The 17,139-nt window shown below is 62.3% G+C and carries 12 protein-coding genes; 2 read left to right on the top strand and 10 right to left on the bottom strand.

Features of this window, described 5'->3' with window-relative positions; translation table 11 throughout:
- Positions 1–14: 14 nt before the first annotated feature.
- Together B3N48_RS18120 and B3N48_RS18115 are read right to left on the bottom strand one after the other, a co-directional pair.
- Positions 15–527, bottom strand: coding sequence for a DUF4880 domain-containing protein (locus B3N48_RS18120; RefSeq protein ID WP_296186034.1), 513 nt, complete (start codon positions 525–527; stop codon positions 15–17).
- A gap of 545 nt (positions 528–1,072) precedes the next feature.
- A complete protein-coding gene (locus tag B3N48_RS18115; RefSeq protein WP_296186032.1) occupies positions 1,073–1,540 on the bottom strand; it encodes an Lrp/AsnC family transcriptional regulator in 468 nt (155 codons plus the stop codon).
- 223 nt (positions 1,541–1,763) lie between these two features.
- Here B3N48_RS18115 and B3N48_RS18110 point away from each other — a divergent pair, with 223 nt between their 5' ends.
- Positions 1,764–5,249, top strand: a complete 3,486-nt coding sequence (locus B3N48_RS18110; protein WP_296186030.1) for an indolepyruvate ferredoxin oxidoreductase family protein — start codon at positions 1,764–1,766, stop codon at positions 5,247–5,249.
- A gap of 405 nt (positions 5,250–5,654) precedes the next feature.
- On the opposite strand, the gene B3N48_RS18105 is transcribed toward B3N48_RS18110, so the two are convergent.
- The 7 genes from B3N48_RS18105 to B3N48_RS18075 all read right to left on the bottom strand — a co-directional run bounded on the left by B3N48_RS18105 (position 5,655) and on the right by B3N48_RS18075 (position 15,208).
- A complete protein-coding gene (locus tag B3N48_RS18105; RefSeq protein ID WP_296186028.1) occupies positions 5,655–7,616 on the bottom strand; it encodes an acetyl/propionyl/methylcrotonyl-CoA carboxylase subunit alpha in 1,962 nt (653 codons plus the stop codon).
- On the bottom strand, positions 7,613–8,428 hold the full coding sequence (locus B3N48_RS18100) for a gamma-carboxygeranoyl-CoA hydratase (protein ID WP_296186026.1): 816 nt from the start codon (positions 8,426–8,428) through the stop codon (positions 7,613–7,615). The genes B3N48_RS18105 and B3N48_RS18100 overlap by 4 nt, the downstream gene beginning before the upstream one ends.
- Positions 8,429–8,442: 14 nt before the next feature.
- The gene (locus B3N48_RS18095) at positions 8,443–10,050 is read right to left on the bottom strand and encodes a carboxyl transferase domain-containing protein (protein WP_296186182.1); all 1,608 of its coding nucleotides are present in this window, start codon (positions 10,048–10,050) and stop codon (positions 8,443–8,445) included.
- Positions 10,051–10,131: 81 nt separating this feature from the next.
- Entirely contained in the window at positions 10,132–11,295 is a 1,164-nt protein-coding gene (locus tag B3N48_RS18090) for an isovaleryl-CoA dehydrogenase (RefSeq protein WP_296186024.1), read from the bottom strand.
- A 377-nt stretch (positions 11,296–11,672) separates the two neighbouring features.
- Positions 11,673–12,851 (bottom strand): cystathionine gamma-synthase, encoded by a 1,179-nt coding sequence (locus tag B3N48_RS18085; protein ID WP_296186023.1) that lies wholly within the window; start codon positions 12,849–12,851, stop codon positions 11,673–11,675.
- Positions 12,848–14,224: a cystathionine beta-synthase gene (locus tag B3N48_RS18080; RefSeq protein WP_296186021.1), complete on the bottom strand. Its 1,377-nt coding sequence runs from the start codon at positions 14,222–14,224 to the stop codon at positions 12,848–12,850. Before B3N48_RS18080 ends, B3N48_RS18085 begins: the two co-directional genes overlap by 4 nt.
- A 177-nt stretch (positions 14,225–14,401) precedes the next feature.
- A complete protein-coding gene (locus tag B3N48_RS18075; protein WP_296186019.1) occupies positions 14,402–15,208 on the bottom strand; it encodes an AraC family transcriptional regulator in 807 nt (268 codons plus the stop codon).
- 92 nt (positions 15,209–15,300) lie between these two features.
- Here B3N48_RS18075 and B3N48_RS18070 point away from each other — a divergent pair, with 92 nt between their 5' ends.
- A complete protein-coding gene (locus B3N48_RS18070) occupies positions 15,301–16,260 on the top strand; it encodes a threonine dehydratase (protein ID WP_296186018.1) in 960 nt (319 codons plus the stop codon).
- 233 nt (positions 16,261–16,493) lie between these two features.
- Here B3N48_RS18070 and B3N48_RS18065 read toward each other — a convergent pair whose 3' ends face one another.
- Positions 16,494–17,135 (bottom strand): 3-oxoacid CoA-transferase subunit B, encoded by a 642-nt coding sequence (locus B3N48_RS18065; protein ID WP_296186017.1) that lies wholly within the window; start codon positions 17,133–17,135, stop codon positions 16,494–16,496.
- Positions 17,136–17,139: the final 4 nt, after the last annotated feature.

The following is a 17,139-nucleotide window of genomic DNA, read 5'->3' as shown; positions in this document are numbered from 1 at the left end:
GTTGATGATGAGACTCAAGTGAAGGCTTCGGCTGTGACCAGCAAGCCGCACAGCAACGCCGTCAATGCTAGCCAGCCGATGTACACGCGACGTTTGCGGCGATGCCAGCCGCTGGCGCCCATCCGCGCAGCGGGGGCTTCCAGCATTCGCCACAGGCGTTCGGCGTCCTGAAAGGCATTCAAATGCTGCGGGGCGGCATCGAGCCAGTGACGGAATTCAATGCGCTGGCTGGCGGTGGCAAGAGGACTTTGCAGGTGAACGTACCAGCGCAGGGCCTGGTCGGCTGAAGTGCCGGAGGCCTCGTTGCACTGCAGGAGGACTCGCACCATCTTGCGCTCGACGGACTCAACGTCCAGTTCGAGCACCTGAGCGATCGTCGCGTAGGGCAGTTGGTCTAGGCGACTGAGGAGAAACACTTGCTGTGCCTTGCGCGGCAGTTGCTGGATCCGGCGACGACAGTCGTCACGCTGCAGGGCGACGGGTGGGTGAGGCGGCAAGGAAGACATCGAGTTGAGTTGATGGGTCATGGCGTATCACCCGTAGTCATCCGCAAATCATGCTGAGAAGAAGCGCAGAGCAGCGCCCGCGATGCAGGCTGATGCTAGTGCCTATGAGAGTCATTCTCAAGTGAAAGGTAGCCGATCTGAGATTTTTTACTAAATATGTCGTTTTCGACGGTTGCGCCGTTCAGCGCTCATTTTTCTTTTGCTATGATGCGCGCCACTGAGCAGTACCTCTCTTCATTAGCCTGAAGATGCAGTAAAGACCGAGCCGCACCACCAAAACAGACCCTTGAAGGGCAAAAAAAAAAGACCCGGCAAAAAAGCCGGGTCAAAAACCGTGATTAGCCTGATGAGGAGATAAACCGGAAGCCGACCTGAGGCCTCTGGGTTACCCACCCGTCTCGCGACGGGATGTGCTCAATAATAATCATTATCATTTGCACGTCAAATGTTTTTTTGCACTCTGCGAAGAAATCGTTGCCCCCCTATCAGCAAACCTCAGGCTTCAAGCGCTTCGCTGTCGCGCTTGTCGCTTGCAGCTCGCCACAGCTCGTTGCCACGAGTTGCGGCTATTCAAGCGGCAACTCAGTCGTCCTTTTCACCACGCTCATTGCAATGTTCGAATGCGCTTCCTGCACGTGGGGGCTTTGCAGCAGATGGTCGCGTAAAAAGCGCTCGTAGCTGGCGATGTCCTGCACCACGACTTTCAGCATGAAATCCATGTCCCCGGCCATCGTGTAGCACTCCAGTACCTCCGGAAAACCAATGATCGCTGCCTCGAATTCGGCGAGATAGCGCCTGCCGTGTCCCGACAGTTTCACGTCGACGAACACCGTCATGGTCAGCCCCAGCTTGGCGGGGTTGAGCAAGGCCACCTTGCGTTCGATCACGCCTTCTTCTTCCAGACGATTGATCCGTCGCCAGCAGGGTGACTGCGACAGTTCAACCCGTTCGGCGATTTCAGCGGCGGAGAGGTCGGCGTCGTGCTGCAGCAGGCGCAGAATCTTGCGATCGATAGGGCTGAGTTTGACCTGCATGAATTGACCCTTTTTTATTATCAAAATGAAACAGGCATGCAGAATAGCAGCAGAAATCGGCCAAAAGAGAAAGAAAAAGCCTGGCGCTCGCAGGCAGTATTGGACTTGTGAGCGCCGGGCCCAACCGTCCCGGCGACCGAGCGGCATGGCCCCGTCCCACAAGGATCGCGACGCACTGCTCGCCACATTCAAAACGCACTAATAAAAACAAAGGAGTGCCTGAATGTCTTTGGCTGATATTCGTCTGGACGATAAGTACCGACTCGCCACCGGCCATCTTTACCTGACCGGAACCCAGGCGCTGACCCGCTTGCCGATGCTGCAAAAGCAGCGCGACGAGGCGCGGGGCTTGAACACGGCGGGTTTCATTTCCGGGTATCGCGGCTCACCGCTGGGCAATCTCGACAAGAGCCTGTGGGACGCCAAGGATTACCTCCAGGAAAATGCCATCCATTTCCAACCTGGCGTCAACGAAGAGCTGGCCGCCACGGCGGTGTGGGGGAGTCAACAGGTCAATCTGTTTCCCCACGGCAAATACGATGGAGTGTTCGCCCTGTGGTACGGCAAAGGACCCGGGGTCGACCGCTGCGGCGACGTGTTCAAGCACGGTAACTCGGCAGGCGTCGCGGAAAAGGGCGGCGTGCTGATCCTGGCGGGCGACGACCACGGCTGCAAATCCTCGACCATCGCGCACCAGAGCGAACACGCGTTCATCGCCTCGATGATCCCCGTGCTCAATCCGAGCAACGTTCAGGAAATCCTCGACTACGGCATCATCGGCTGGGAATTGTCCCGTTACAGCGGCTGCTGGGTGGCCATGAAGACCATCGCCGAAAACGTCGATTCGTCCGCCGTGGTGGAAGTCGATCCGCTGCGCATCGAGACCCGCATTCCCGAAGACTTCCAACTGCCCGCGGACGGCCTGCACATACGCTGGCCCGACACACCGCTGGCCCAGGAAGCGCGCCTGAATACTTACCGAATCTACGCCGCCCGGGCCTTCGCGCGGGCCAATGCGCTGAACCAAGTGGTCATCGACTCACCTGCGCCGCGCCTGGGCATCATCACCACCGGCAAGTCGTACCTCGATGTACGGCAGGCGTTGGAAGAACTGGGCATCGACGAAGCACTCTGCGCGTCAGTCGGTATTCGTGTGCTCAAGGTCGGCATGAGCTGGCCGCTGGAGCCCGTGTCGGTGCATGACTTCGCCGAAGGCCTGGATGAAATCCTCGTTGTCGAGGAGAAACGCAGTGTGATTGAGGACCAACTGACCGGCCAACTCTACAACTGGCCGGTGGACAAGCGCCCTCGGGTAGTCGGCGAGTTCGACGAAGCAGGGCATTCACTGTTGCCCAACCTGGCCGAATTGACCCCGGCCATGATTGCGCGGGTGATCGCCAAGCGTTTGGCCCCGATCTACAGCAGCGCGAAAATCGAAGCGCGCCTGCAATTTTTGCAAGACAAGGAAAAAGCCCTCGCTGCGCCGCTGTTCAACACCCAGCGCACCCCGCATTTCTGCTCCGGCTGCCCGCACAACACGTCGACCCGAGTACCGGAAGGTAGCCGTGCGTTGGCGGGAATCGGCTGCCATTACATGACCATCTGGATGGACCGGGAAACCGAAACCTTCACCCAAATGGGTGGCGAAGGCGCAACCTGGATCGGCCAGGCGCCGTTCACCGAGACGCCTCACGTGTTCCAGAACCTCGGCGACGGCACCTACTTCCACTCCGGGCATCTGGCACTTCGGGCAGCGGTGGCGTCCAAGGTCAACATCACTTACAAAATTCTTTACAACGACGCCGTGGCGATGACCGGCGGGCAGCCGATCGACGGGATTCTGCGGGTCGATCAGTTGAGCCGTCAGGTGTTCAACGAAGGCGTGCAGCGCATTGCGCTGGTCTCTGACGATCCTGACAAATACCCAAGCCGCGAGGCGTTCGCGCCGATCACCACCTTTCACCATCGCCGCGACCTGGACAGCGTTCAGCGTGAATTGCGCGAGTTCAAAGGCACCTCGGTGATCATCTATGACCAGACCTGCGCCACGGAGAAACGCCGTCGTCGCAAACGCGGGACGATGCTGGATCTGGACAAGCGCGCGATCATCAACCCGGCTGTGTGTGAAGGGTGCGGCGATTGCGGGACGAAATCCGGCTGCCTGTCGATTTTGCCCAAGGAGACCGCAGAAGGGCGCAAGCGCGAGATCGACCAAAGCGCCTGCAACAAGGACTTCAGCTGCGTCGAGGGCTTCTGTCCGAGCTTCGTCACGGTGCATGGCGGCAAGCTGCGCAAGCCGCAGTTGCCGAAACAGGCACAGACGTTCGCGCAGTTGCCTGAGCCGACGCTGCCGAGCCTCGATCAGCCGTTCAACATCCTGCTGCCGGGCGTCGGTGGCACTGGCGTGACCACGGTCGGCGCGATGCTCGGTTACGCCGCGAACCTCGAAGGCAAGGGCTGCAGCGTACTGGACCAGGCGGGCCTGGCGCAGAAGTTTGGCCCGGTGGTCAGCCACATCCGCATCGCCGCGCGTCAGGAAGACTTGTTCGCCGTGCGCATCGCGGCCGGTGAAGCGCACTTGCTGCTGGGCTGTGATTTGCTGGTGTCGTCCGGCCCTGACGCGATTGCCAAACTCAGCAGCGCCAAATCCCACGCAGTGGTCAACAGTCAGCAAACCCCGACCGCCGAATTCACCCGCAATCCGGACGCCGAGTTTCCCGCCGATGCGATGATGCAGACCATCCGTGACGCCGTGGGCGTGGACAAAACCCACTTCGTGCCAGCGACGGATCTGGCCACCAAACTGATGGGCGACAGCATTGCCAGCAACCTGTTCATGCTCGGGTATGCCTATCAGATGGGCTTGATTCCGCTGACCTCTGCGGCCATCGAAAAGGCCATCGAGCTCAACGGCGTGGCGGTGAATCTGAATCAGCAGGCGTTTCTCTGGGGCCGTCGCGCGGCCTTCGATTTGAAAGCGGTGCAGGCTGCGGCCAATCCGCAAGCGGTCTCAGTGTTCGAACCTGAAGCGCTGAGCCTCGAGCAGCGTCTGGCCAATAACACTGAAACCCTCACGGCGTACCAGAACCTGGCGTATGCCCAGCGTTACCTGGCGCTGGTCGCCAAAGTCCGAAGTGCGGAAGCGCGACTGTTCCCCGCCGAATCCCCGGTACTGACCGAGGCGGTGGCGTTCAACTACTTCAAACTGCTGGCGTACAAGGACGAGTACGAAGTCGCTCGTCTCTACAGCAATGGCGAGTTCTCCCGCCAGTTGCAGGCGCAATTCGAAGGCGATTACCGGTTGGAGTTCCACCTGGCGCCGTCGTGGCTGGCCAAACGCGATCCGCACAACGGCACGCCACGTAAACGCAGTTTCGGACCGTGGATGTTGAAGGCGTTCAACGTGCTGGCGAAGTTCAGATTCCTGCGCGGCACCGCGCTGGATCCGTTCGGTCGCAGCCTGGAACGTCGTCAGGAGCGTGAGCTGATCGACAGCTATGTCGCCGATGTCGAGTTAATCCTCACCCACTTGAACGCCGGCAACCGCCACATGGCCTTGAGCCTGGCACGGTTGCCTGAACGGATTCGCGGCTATGGCCACGTCAAGGAAAGCGCAATGAAAGCCGCTGCGCTGCAAGCTGCGCGGATGCGTCAGGGGCTGGTGAGTGGAGAGGTTGAACTGCCGAAGCTGTATGAGGTGGCGGCGTAACTGCAAACGGGGTGAGGGTCGATAGATCCTCATCCCCTTTGCCTTCATACGTTCCTGCTGACGAATCGCAATCCCTGCAGGAGCCGCCGGAGGTACGACGGCTGCGATGGCGGTGTATCAGACTGCACATCTGCAACCGACCTACCGCCTTCGCGGCCGTCGTGCCTCCGGCGGCTCCTACATATCTCGCAGTGTCTGGGCCTCATGCGTCCGATTCACACAACCGCTGCCTTCATGCGTCCTCGCTGACTAGACACAATCCCTGTAGGAGCCGCCGGAGGCACGACGGCCGCGATGGCGATAGAGCAGGTGTCAATGAAACGTCTGACTGGCCACTTTCGCGGCCGTCGTGCCTCCGGCGTCTTCCACAGCTTTTGCGTGCATCGGCTGATTCTGCGCGCGGCGTTAAATCTCAGTCAGTTCCACCAACACCGTCCCTTCGCTGACCATCTCGCCCTCTGCGCAATACAACGCGGACACGATGCCCGCCTGACTGGCGCGGATGCTGTGTTCCATTTTCATCGCTTCCAGCACCACCAACGGCGTTCCGGCCTCGACGGATTGACCCAGGTCGACCAGCACCCGGACGATGCTGCCGTTCATGGGGGCGCTCAGGCCGCCGTGTTGACTGTGGCTCGCGTCGGCGGCGGCAATGGCGTCAAAGGCCGTAACGGCATGCCATTCACCCAGCCAACGCAGATACAGCGTCTCCTCACGGCGGATGGCCGGGATGTGCCGGCGCAGGCCATTGTGTTTAAGCGTCAGGTGTTCGCCTTGCAACGTGACATCGGGCGACGCACTACCGAGCCGCACATTGCGCGTGTCGCCTGCGCAGGTCAGCTTCAGCCCGACCTCATTAGGCAAGCCCAGACGCAGGCCATCGGCCGTGGACCAGGGTGAATGCGGATCATCGGCCCGGGCAGCATGCACCGTGCCCTGGCGATAGGCCTCGGCGGCAACCGTCCAGAATTCATCGGACAACCCTTGCGCCGGGGGTAACAGCTCGGCCTGATAACGGGGGATGAAGCCCGTGTCCAGTTCGCCGTCGGCGAAGGCCCGGTGCGCAATGATCCGCCGCAGAAACGCCAGGTTGGTGCGCAGCCCGCCGATGGCGAACTCGTCGAGCATGGCCAGCAAGCGAAGACGCGCTTGTTCGCGGTCCTCGCCCCAAGCGATCAGTTTGCCCAGCATCGGGTCGTAAAACGGTGACACTTCATCGCCTTCGGACACGCCGCTGTCGACGCGACGACCCGGCCCCGGTGCCGATTCGCGGTACAGCCGAAGGGTGCCGGTAGCGGGCAGAAAATCATTGGCCGGGTCCTCGGCGTACAAGCGCACTTCAATGGCGTGGCCGTTGAGCGGCACCTGATCCTGAGTGATCGGCAGCGGCTCGCCCTGAGCGACGCGAATCTGCCAGGCCACCAGATCGAGCCCGGTAATGGCCTCGGTCACCGGGTGTTCGACCTGCAAGCGAGTGTTCATCTCCATGAAGAAAAATTCGCCGCGAGCGTCCAGCAGAAACTCCACGGTGCCCGCGCCGACGTAGCCGATGGCCTGCGCGGCGCGAACAGCGGCCTCACCCATGGCGCGGCGCAGGTCGGGGTTGAGGCCGGGGGCTGGGGCTTCTTCAACGACTTTCTGGTGACGGCGTTGAATCGAGCAGTCCCGTTCGTTGAGGTAAAGGCAGTGGCCGTGCTGATCGGCGAACACTTGAATTTCGACGTGGCGCGGCTTGAGAACGTATTTTTCCAGCAACATCCGCGAATCGCCGAACGACGAGTGTGCCTCCCGTTGCGCCGAGGCCAGGGCGTCGGCGAGGTCTTCGTCGCGCTCGACCACCTTCATGCCTTTGCCGCCGCCCCCCGCCGTGGCCTTGAGCAGCACCGGGTAGCCAATGCGCGCGGCGGCGTCGCGAAAGGTTTGCGCATCCTGGGCTTCGCCATGGTAACCGGGCACCAGCGGCACGCCCGCGGTTTCCATCAAGGTCTTGGCGGCGGACTTGCTGCCCATGGCGTCGATGGCCGAGGCAGGCGGGCCAAGGAAAACAAGGCCTGCTGCTTCAACGGCGCGGGCAAGCGCGGCGTTTTCAGAGAGAAACCCATAGCCGGGATGAATGCCCTGCGCGCCGCTGTCTCTGGCGGCCGCGATCAGTTTGTCGATTTGCAAATAGCTGTCGGCGGCCTTGCTGCCGCCCAGGTCTACGGCGATGTCCGCCTCGCGCACGTGGCGAGCGTCCCGGTCGGTGGCACTGTGCACCGCCACGGTGGTCAGGCCCATGGCCTTGGCGGTGCGCATCACGCGGCAAGCGATCTCGCCCCGGTTGGCCACCAGCACGGACGTCAGGGCGCGGGTGTTGGGGCCGCTCATGGTGTGTCTCCGTCAAGGGGTTCAGCGCGCCAGTTCGGCTCGCGTTTTTGCAGAAATGCCCGCAGCCCTTCCTGGCCCTCGGGGCTGACACGGATGCGCGCGATGGCGTTTTCGCAGAAGCGTCGCAGGGCAGGGCTGAGCTCGCCGTGGCCGACTTCACGCAGCAGGTCTTTGCTGACCCGCATGGCTTGAGGACTGTTCAGCAGCAGGTTCGCCACCCAGTGTTGCAACTGGGCGTCGAACTCAGTAGCGGGGTACGACTCGGCGAGCAGGCCGATCTCCCGCGCCCGTCGACCATCGAAACGTTCTGCCGTCAGCGCATAGCGGCGGGCATGTCGCGCGCCGATGGCTTGCACCACGAACGGACTGATCACCGCCGGGGCCAGGCCGATCTTCACTTCCGAGAGACAGAATTGCGCGTCGTCGGCACCGATCGCCATGTCGCAGCAACTGATCAGGCCCAGAGCGCCGCCATAGGCCGCACCTTGCACCACGGCCAGGGTCGGCAGTTTCAGCTTGGCCAGGCCATACATCAGCTCGCCCAGTTCCCGGGCGTCGCCCAGATTGGTGTGGTAATCGAGGTTGGCCGATTCCTGCATCCAGGCCAGGTCGGCCCCGGCGCTGAAATGCCGGCCACGTCCACGCAGCACGAGAAAGCGCAAGCGGCTGTCGCTCCGCACCTGCTCCAGCGCCAGTTTCAGCTCACGAATCATCTGTGCGTTGAACGCGTTGTTCTTGTCCGGCCGGTTGAGCCAGAGGGTCGCGAAACCTCGCGGGTCGTACTCAAGCTCGACGGTGTCGAAATCGGTCATGGTCGTTCCTCGGGTCACATCCGGAACACGCCGAAGCGGGTCGGTTCGATGGGGGCGTTGAGCGCCGCGCTGATGGCGAGGGCAAGAATGTCGCGGGTCTGCGCCGGGTCGATCACGCCGTCGTCCCACAAACGGGCGCTGGAGTAGTAGGGGTGGCCCTGATGTTCGTACTGATCAAGGATCGGCTGCTTGATCGCTGCCTCCTGTTCGGCGCTGAAGCCCTGGCCGCTGCGCTCGGCCTGCTCGCGCTTGACCTGCACCAGCACACCTGCCGCCTGCTCGCCGCCCATCACGCCGATGCGCGCGTTGGGCCACATCCATAGGAAACGCGGATCGTAAGCGCGGCCACACATGCCGTAATTGCCCGCCCCGAAGCTGCCGCCGATGATTACGGTGAATTTCGGCACTCTGGCACAGGCCACGGCAGTCACCAGCTTGGCGCCGTGCTTGGCGATGCCGCCCGCTTCGTACTTTTGGCCAACCATGAAGCCAGTGATGTTTTGCAAGAACAGCAGCGGGATGCCGCGTTGGCAGGCCAGTTCGATGAAGTGCGCGCCTTTCTGCGCGGCCTCGGCGAACAGGATGCCGTTGTTGGCCAGAATCGCGATGGGGTAGCCGTTGAGGTGCGCGAAGCCACACACCAATGTGGTGCCGAACAGGGCCTTGAATTCATCGAACACCGAGCCGTCTACCAGCCGCGCGATCACTTCCCGCACGTCGAAAGGCTGTTTGGGGTCTGCGGAAATCACCCCATAGAGTTCGTCGCTAGCGTACAGCGGCGCAATCGGGGCGCGCACTTGCAGCTCGCCATGTTTGCGCCAGTTCAGGTGAGCGACACTACGGCGGGCCAGGGTCAGCGCGTGCTCGTCGCTGTCGGCGTAATGATCGGCCACGCCGGAAATCTTGCAGTGCACGTCGGCGCCGCCAAGGTCTTCAGCGCTGACCACTTCACCGGTGGCGGCTTTCACCAGCGGCGGCCCGGCGAGGAAGATCGTCGCCTGCTGGCGGACCATGATCGCTTCGTCGGCCATGGCCGGGACATAAGCGCCGCCTGCTGTGCACGAACCCATGACCACGGCGATCTGCGGGATGCCTTCGGCGCTCATGTTGGCCTGATTGAAGAAAATCCGCCCGAAATGCTCGCGGTCAGGAAAGACTTCATCCTGACGGGGCAGGTTGGCGCCTCCGGAATCCACCAGATAGATGCAGGGCAACCGGTTCTGCTGCGCGATGGTCTGCGCGCGAAGATGCTTTTTCACCGTCAGCGGATAGTACGTGCCGCCTTTGACCGTCGCGTCGTTGGCGATGATCATGCATTCCACGCCCTCGACCCGCCCGATCCCGGCGATCACGCCCGCTGCCGGCACGTCTTCACCGTAGACGCCGTGGGCCGCCAACTGACTGATTTCCAGAAACGGCGACCCCACATCCAACAACCGATTGATGCGCTCGCGCGGCAGCAACTTGCCACGCGACGTGTGCCGCTCCTGCGCCTTCGGCCCGCCACCCTCGTGCACCTGCGCAAGAAGCGTGTGCAGATCATCCACCTGCCTGCGCAACGCCTCGCTGTTCGCCAAAAACTCCGCCGAACGCGGATTGACCTGTGTCTTCAAAATCATCACCCATTCCCGCAGCGCAATTACTGCCGCCACCCAAAAAGGCCGGCCTCCACGGACCGCTCTTACTCGCAGCTCGCCACTGCTTCACCGCGTCTCGTTGAACAGCTCACGTCCGATCAGCATGCGGCGGATTTCGCTGGTCCCGGCGCCGATTTCGTAGAGCTTGGCGTCGCGCAGCAGACGGCCGGCGGGGAATTCATTGATGTAGCCGTTGCCACCGAGAATCTGGATGGTATCGAGGGCCATTTGGGTCGCGCGCTCAGCGCTGTAGAGGATCACACCGGCGGCGTCCTTGCGCGTGGTTTCGCCGCGTTCGCAGGCTTGCGCGACGGCGTACAGGTAGGCGCGGCTGGCGTTGAGTTGGGTGTACATGTCGGCGACTTTGCCCTGAATCAGCTGAAATTCGCCGATGCTCTGGCCGAACTGTTTACGGTCGTGAATGTAGGGCAGCACCACGTCCATGCAGGCCTGCATGATGCCGGTAGGGCCGCCGGAGAGAACGACCCGCTCGTAATCCAGCCCGCTCATCAGCACCCGGACGCCGCCGTTCAGGGCGCCGAGCAGGTTTTCTTCCGGCACCTCCACGTCATCGAAAAACAGCTCGCAGGTGTTGGAGCCCCGCATGCCGAGCTTGTCGAATTTCTGACCGCGGGAGAAACCTTTCCAGTCGCGCTCGACGATGAACGCGCTGATGCCGTGAGGGCCTTTTTCCAGGTCGGTCTTGGCGTAGATCACGTAGGTGTGGGCGTCGGGGCCGTTGGTGATCCAGGTCTTGCTGCCATTGAGGACGAAACGGTCGCCGCGCTTGTCGGCGCGCAGCTTCATGGAGACCACATCGGAACCGGCGTTGGGTTCGCTCATGGCCAGCGCGCCGATGTGCTCGCCGCTGATCAGTTTCGGCAGGTAGCGGGCTTTCTGTTCGGCGTTGCCGTTGCGGTTGATCTGGTTCACGCACAGATTGGAGTGGGCACCGTAGGAGAGGGCGACCGACGCAGAACCCCGGCTGATTTCTTCCAGGGCGATGACGTGCGCCAGATAGCCCAGCCCTGCGCCGCCGTATTGCTCATCGACCGTAATACCCAGCAGGCCCATGTCCCCGAATTTGCGCCACATGTCGGCGGGAAACAGGTTGTCCTGATCGATCTGCGCAGCGCGCGGGGCCAACTCGGCAGCGACGAAGGCCCGCACTTGATCGCGCAACATATCGAGGGTCTCGCCAAGGCCGAAATTGAGCGTGGGGTAGTTCATGAGGCTGCGTTCCCTTGTTGTTTTTGGAGGGGATGTCAGACGGTAATATGCTGTATCACCTTTACGTTAACGTAAACCTGCGGGTGAGGGCATGTCAATGAGGAGCAATGTATTAAGTGGGGAATGTGACCGGGAAGATTCGCGGCTGAAGGGGCATCCAAGGCGAGCCATTATCACCCTTGGTAAAGTTGCGCCCATAAAAAAACCGCCAATCCGTTATCTCTGACGGCTCGGCGGCTTGAAGGACATCCATCAAATCGGCGGATTTGATGAGTTGAACGTTAGCAAGCTATCAAAGACTCAGCCATGCGATTTTTGGCAAATCTCTGTTACTGAACGGGCAACAATCCCGTGCTGGGTTGAACACAATCTTGGGATCAAATGGTAGCCAGTGCCTGGGCCAGGTCGGCGCGCAAGTCTTCGACGTCTTCGATACCTACCGACAGGCGCACCAGTCCATCGCCGATCCCCAGCTTCGCCCGGTTTTCAGCGGGGATGCTGGCGTGGGTCATGATGGCGGGGTGTTCGATGAGGCTTTCAACACCGCCCAGGCTTTCCGCAAGCGCGAATATCCGCACGTGCTCCAGAAACCGTTTGGCGCCTGCCAGATCGGTGTTCAGGTCCAGAGAAATCATGCCGCCGAAGCCACGCATTTGCCGACAGGCCAGTGCATGCTGCGGGTGGCTCGGCAGGCCAGGGTAGTAAACCCGCGCGACTTGAGGCTGACGCTCCAGCCATTGCGCCAGCTCCACGGCGTTGCTGCTGTGGCGCTCCATGCGCAAGGCGAGGGTTTTCACGCCGCGCAGGGTCAGGAACGCGTCGAACGGCCCGGCGATGGCGCCCACCGAGTTCTGCAAGAAACCCAGGCGTTCGGCCAGCTCCGGGTTGTCGCCCACCACGGCGATGCCACCGATGACGTCTGAGTGGCCGTTGAGGTATTTGGTCGTCGAGTGCACCACGATGTCGAAACCAAGGGCCAGCGGGTGTTGAATCCACGGGCTGGCGAAGGTGTTGTCGGCCACGCAAATGATCCCGCGATCCCGGCAGATACGCGCGATGGCCGCCAGGTCGCTGAGGCGCAGCAGCGGATTGCTTGGCGTTTCGACCCAAATCATTTTGGTGTCGTCCTGCAACCCGGCTTCGAAGGCCGACAGGTCGGTCATGTCGACAAAGCTGAAGCGATGTCCGGCGCTGCGTTTACGCACCTTGTCGAACAGCCGGAAGGTGCCACCGTACAGGTCATCGCCGGACAGCACGTGGGAGCCCGCGTCGAGCAATTCCAGCACCGAAGAAATGGCCGCCAGCCCCGATGCGAACGCGAAGGCCTGAGTGCCGCCTTCCAGGTCCGCCACGCAACGCTCCAGGGCGAAGCGCGTCGGGTTGTGCGAGCGGCCGTAATCCAGCCCCTTGTGCACGCCCGGGCTTTCTTGCAGGTAAGTGGAGTTGGCATAAATCGGCGGCATCAGCGCGCCGGTGGAAGGGTCAGGCGTCTGTCCCGCATGAATGACGCGGGTGGCGAAGCCGTGGGCGGGGTGGTGTTCGTCGTGTTGACTCATGCAAGGGATCTCCGCAAATGATTGAGCAGGTCGACGCGAGTGATCAGGCCGTGAAAGCCCGACGCGTCGGCGATGATGGCGACATGGCCGCGGTCCAGTTCTTCCTGGAGCCGAGCGAGGGAGGCATCGGGCGGCAGGGTGTTCAGTTCCCCGGTCATGGCGCTGGCGACCGTCGTGCGAAAGTGAGAGGTGTCGGTGTGCACATCCAGCAGGATGTCGGACTCGTCGATCACCCCGACCAGCCGGGTGTTGTCCACCAGCACTGGCAACTGTGAAACGTCGGCTAGGCGCATGCGCTGGAACGCGGTCAGCAGGGTGTCGTCAGGCCCGACACTGATCACTCGCCCGTCCTCGAAACGGCGGGCGATCAGGTCGCGCAAATCCCCGTATTTCGTGCGTTGCAGCAAGCCCTGATCGGTCATCCACTGGTCATTGTAGACCTTGGACAGGTAGCGAGTGCCGGTGTCGCAGACGAAGCTCACCACGCGTTTTGGCACGGTCTGTTCCCGGCAGTAACGCAGCGCGGCGGCAAGCAGCGTGCCAGTGGACGAGCCCCCCAGAATGCCTTCCGCGCGCAACAACTGACGGGCGTGTTCAAAGCTGTCTTCGTCGCTGATGGAGTACGCGTGACCGACACTGGACATGTCGGTGAAGGAGGGGATGAAGTCTTCGCCGATGCCTTCTACGGCCCACGAACCCGGCATGGGCAACGTTTGCGTACGGCTGTATTCAGCGACCACCGAGCCGACAGGGTCTGCAAGGACCATTTCCAGGTCCGGCTGCACGCGTTTGAAGAAGCGGGTGAGGCCGGTGAGCGTGCCTGCCGACCCGACTCCGACGACGATGGCGTCCAGGTCGTGCTGCGTCTGCGCCCAGATTTCCGGGGCGGTGCTGGATTCGTGGGCCAGCGGGTTGGCGGGGTTGTTGAATTGGTCGGCAAAAAAGGCGTCGGGGATTTCACTGGCCAGGCGGGCAGCGACGTCCTGGTAATACTCGGGATGGCCTTTGCCAACGTCTGAGCGGGTGATATGCACTTCGGCGCCCATGGCTTTCAGGTGCAAGACCTTTTCGGTGGACATCTTGTCGGGCACCACGAGCACCACGCGATACCCCTTGGCCCGGCCCACCAGCGCGAGGCCGAGCCCGGTGTTGCCCGCCGTGGCTTCGACGATGGTGCCACCGGGGCGTAATCGGCCATCGCGCTCGGCGGCATCGATCATGGCCAAGCCCACGCGGTCCTTGATCGAGCCACCGGGGTTTTGCGATTCAAGCTTCAGGTAAAGGGTGCAGAGGCCGGTGTCGATGCGACTGACGCGCACCAACGGGGTATTGCCGATCAGTTCGAGTACGGCGGGACGCGCATCAGCAGACATGTCAGATCCTCATGTGCAGAACACTTATCGGATGGACAGCGGCATCGTTCAATCGTGCACCGGAATGAGGCGGGGCAGCTCTAGTCGCTCATCAACTCCCTTCCAGCCGCTTCGCATCCTGGAAGAAGTAAACCTTCCGCGAGGCCGGCTTGTTCTTGATCGCGCCGACGCCGCGTTTCAGCGTCTGAAAGCGCCCGGGCTGATCCCCAGGCGTTGAGTGAAGGTCGCAGTCATGTGCGCCTGAGACGAAAACCCGCACGCTTGTGCGATGTCTGCCAGCCGCAGCGCTGTGTCACGCAGCAAGGTACGGGCGCGAGCGATGCGGCGGTCGATCAGGTAGCGATGAGGACTGACCCCCGTGGCGTGGGTGAAGGCACGCATGAAAAAGCCCTCGGACAGGTCGAGTAACGCCGCCATCGTTTGAACGCTGATGGGCTCGCTCAACCCGGCGTCGATGTACTCGTCAAGACGCCGCAACCGTCGCGGCGTGAGCGAGCCTGCACCGGGGCGGATGATCTCGGGGTCGGCCGAGACACGGTCGGCCAAGGTCATGGCCCAACGCTCCCAGTCATCGTCGGGCGAAGGTTTCAGCAGGGCATTGCGCATGCGCCGGGCGAGCCGAATGGCGTGCGGATCGATCCGGTTATTGAACGGGCAATCGGGGTCAAGCGCCCAGCCGTCGTGGCGCAGCACCCGCAAATATTCGCCACCTGAAGCGGACTGCGAGTACACGTCACAGCCTGCTGGCACAAAGGCCAGGCCATTGGGCACAGCGTCGAACGGGCGCACCCGATCGCTGGCGATGGCGTGCACGCCGCGCTGGCTGTCGAAAGCAAACCCGACCGACGCGTGCGTCGCCACGTAGCGCGCTTCGTAGGCGCTGGCCGGCAACAGCTCGATCAGCCACGGCCCGGCTTCGGCGCGTCGAACCGGGTCGCTGGAAGGCGGTGAAGGGGGCTGATGGCGAATGCTCATGGGCGTCATCTTACTCAGCGTTTTGATGAAGGTCAGGTGGTTTTTTTGAAAGCCAGGTCCCTGAACCGACATTCAGACTGGGCAAAAAACAGGAGACTGCCATGCCCGGATTCACCCGTGAAGACCTTGAAGCTGCCGCCCGCCAGGTATACCAGGTCATGCCCCCGACGCCCCAATTCGTCTGGCCGTTGTTGGCACAGCGCCTGGGCTGCACGGTGTGGGTCAAACACGAGAACCACACCCCAACGGGCGCGTTCAAGGTGCGCGGCGGCATCACTTACATGGCCTGGCTGAAACGGACGGCGCCGACCACCACCGGGGTTATCGCGGCCACCCGCGGTAATCACGGACAAAGCGTGGCGATGGCGGCGCAGGCGCTGGGCATTCGCGCGGTGATCGTGGTGCCGAAGGGCAATTCGGTCGAGAAGAACAGGGCCATGGCCGGTTTCGGCGGTGAGCTCATCGAGTTCGGCGAGGATTTCGACGAGGCCCGCGAAGAAGCGATTCGCCTGGCGCGGGTACAGGGCCTGTTTCTGGTGCCCGCGTTCCATCCGGAACTGGTCAGGGGTGTCGCCAGTTATGCGCTGGAGCTGTTCACCGCGGCGTCGGATCTGCACACGGTGTACGTGCCGATCGGCTGCGGCTCGGGGATTTGCGGGGTGATTGCCGCGCGTGACGCGCTGGGGCTGAAGACCGAGGTGGTCGGCGTGGTCTCCACCGAAGCGGACGCGGCGAAGCAGTCCTTCGAAGCGGGCGTTTTGCGCGAAACCGCATCCGCCAGCACCTTTGCCGACGGCCTGGCGGTGCGCAAGCCGGTGCCTGAGGCCTTTGACGTCTACGCCAAAGGCGCTGCACGCATCGTCTCCGTCAGCGACGCCGAGATCGCCGAAGCGATGCGGATTTATTACGCCGATACGCATAACCTCGCAGAGGGCGCCGGGGCCGCGGCCTTGGCAGCCTTGATGCAGGAGCGCGTGGCGATGGCAGGCAAACGGGTCGGCGTGATTTTGTCCGGTGGCAATGTGGATCGAGGGGTGTACGCCACGGTGCTGAGTCAGTGACGGTTCACGCCTGAAGCGCGCGGGAGGTGCACGCTGCGGTAGACAGTGCGGGCCGATCCTCGACCGGCGCCGCCTCTGTTTCAGGCGGGCACCTCGATCCATGTCTCGAAGCCGTCCGGCCGGGGCGACACCCTGGTCCATTTCCACGGCCGCACCCGCCAGCCAGGTTGCGGACATACTGCAGGGGCAGCGGTTAATCGCGGCTGACCTCGGGCAGGCGGTGTTCGGGACCTTTACTGCAACAGCGGCACGCCGCTCAGCCGTTGCAGCTCCTCGAAACTGAGGTCCGCCACAATTTCCCGCACGCGCAGGCCCTGTTCGGTGACGTCCAGAATGGCCAGATCCGTGTAGATCCGGGTGACGCAGCCGATGCCGGTGAGCGGGTAACTGCAGCGTTCGACGAGCTTGCTTTCGCCGGTTTTGGTCAGGTGGTCCATCATCACGAACACCTGGCGCGCGCCGGTGGCCAGGTCCATCGCGCCACCCACAGCAGGAATCGAGCCCTCCGCGCCGGTGTGCCAGTTGGCGAGATCGCCGCTCATCGACACCTGAAAGGCACCCAGTACAGCAATGTCGATGTGCCCACCACGCATCATGGAAAAGGAATCGGCGTGGTGGAAGAACGCGCCGCCGCTCAACAGGGTCACGTGCTGTTTGCCAGCGTTGATCAGGTCGTCGTCTTCGGCGCCGCGCTCAGGCGAGGGCCCCATGCCCAGAATGCCGTTTTCACTGTGCAGGAAGACTTCCTTTTCGCCCAGGTAATTGGCCACCAGCGTCGGCAGGCCGATGCCGAGGTTGACGTAAGCGCCTTCGGGAATGTCGGCGGCCACGCGTTGGGCCATGTCGTTGCGCGACAGTTTTTCAGTGACAGTCATGGCG

It is taken from the genome of Pseudomonas sp. UBA1879 (genome assembly GCF_002338065.1).
Classification (GTDB): Bacteria; Pseudomonadota; Gammaproteobacteria; order Pseudomonadales; family Pseudomonadaceae; genus Aquipseudomonas.
The sequence above is the reverse complement of the archived record's forward strand: the minus strand, read 5'-3'. Positions and strand labels throughout refer to the sequence as shown.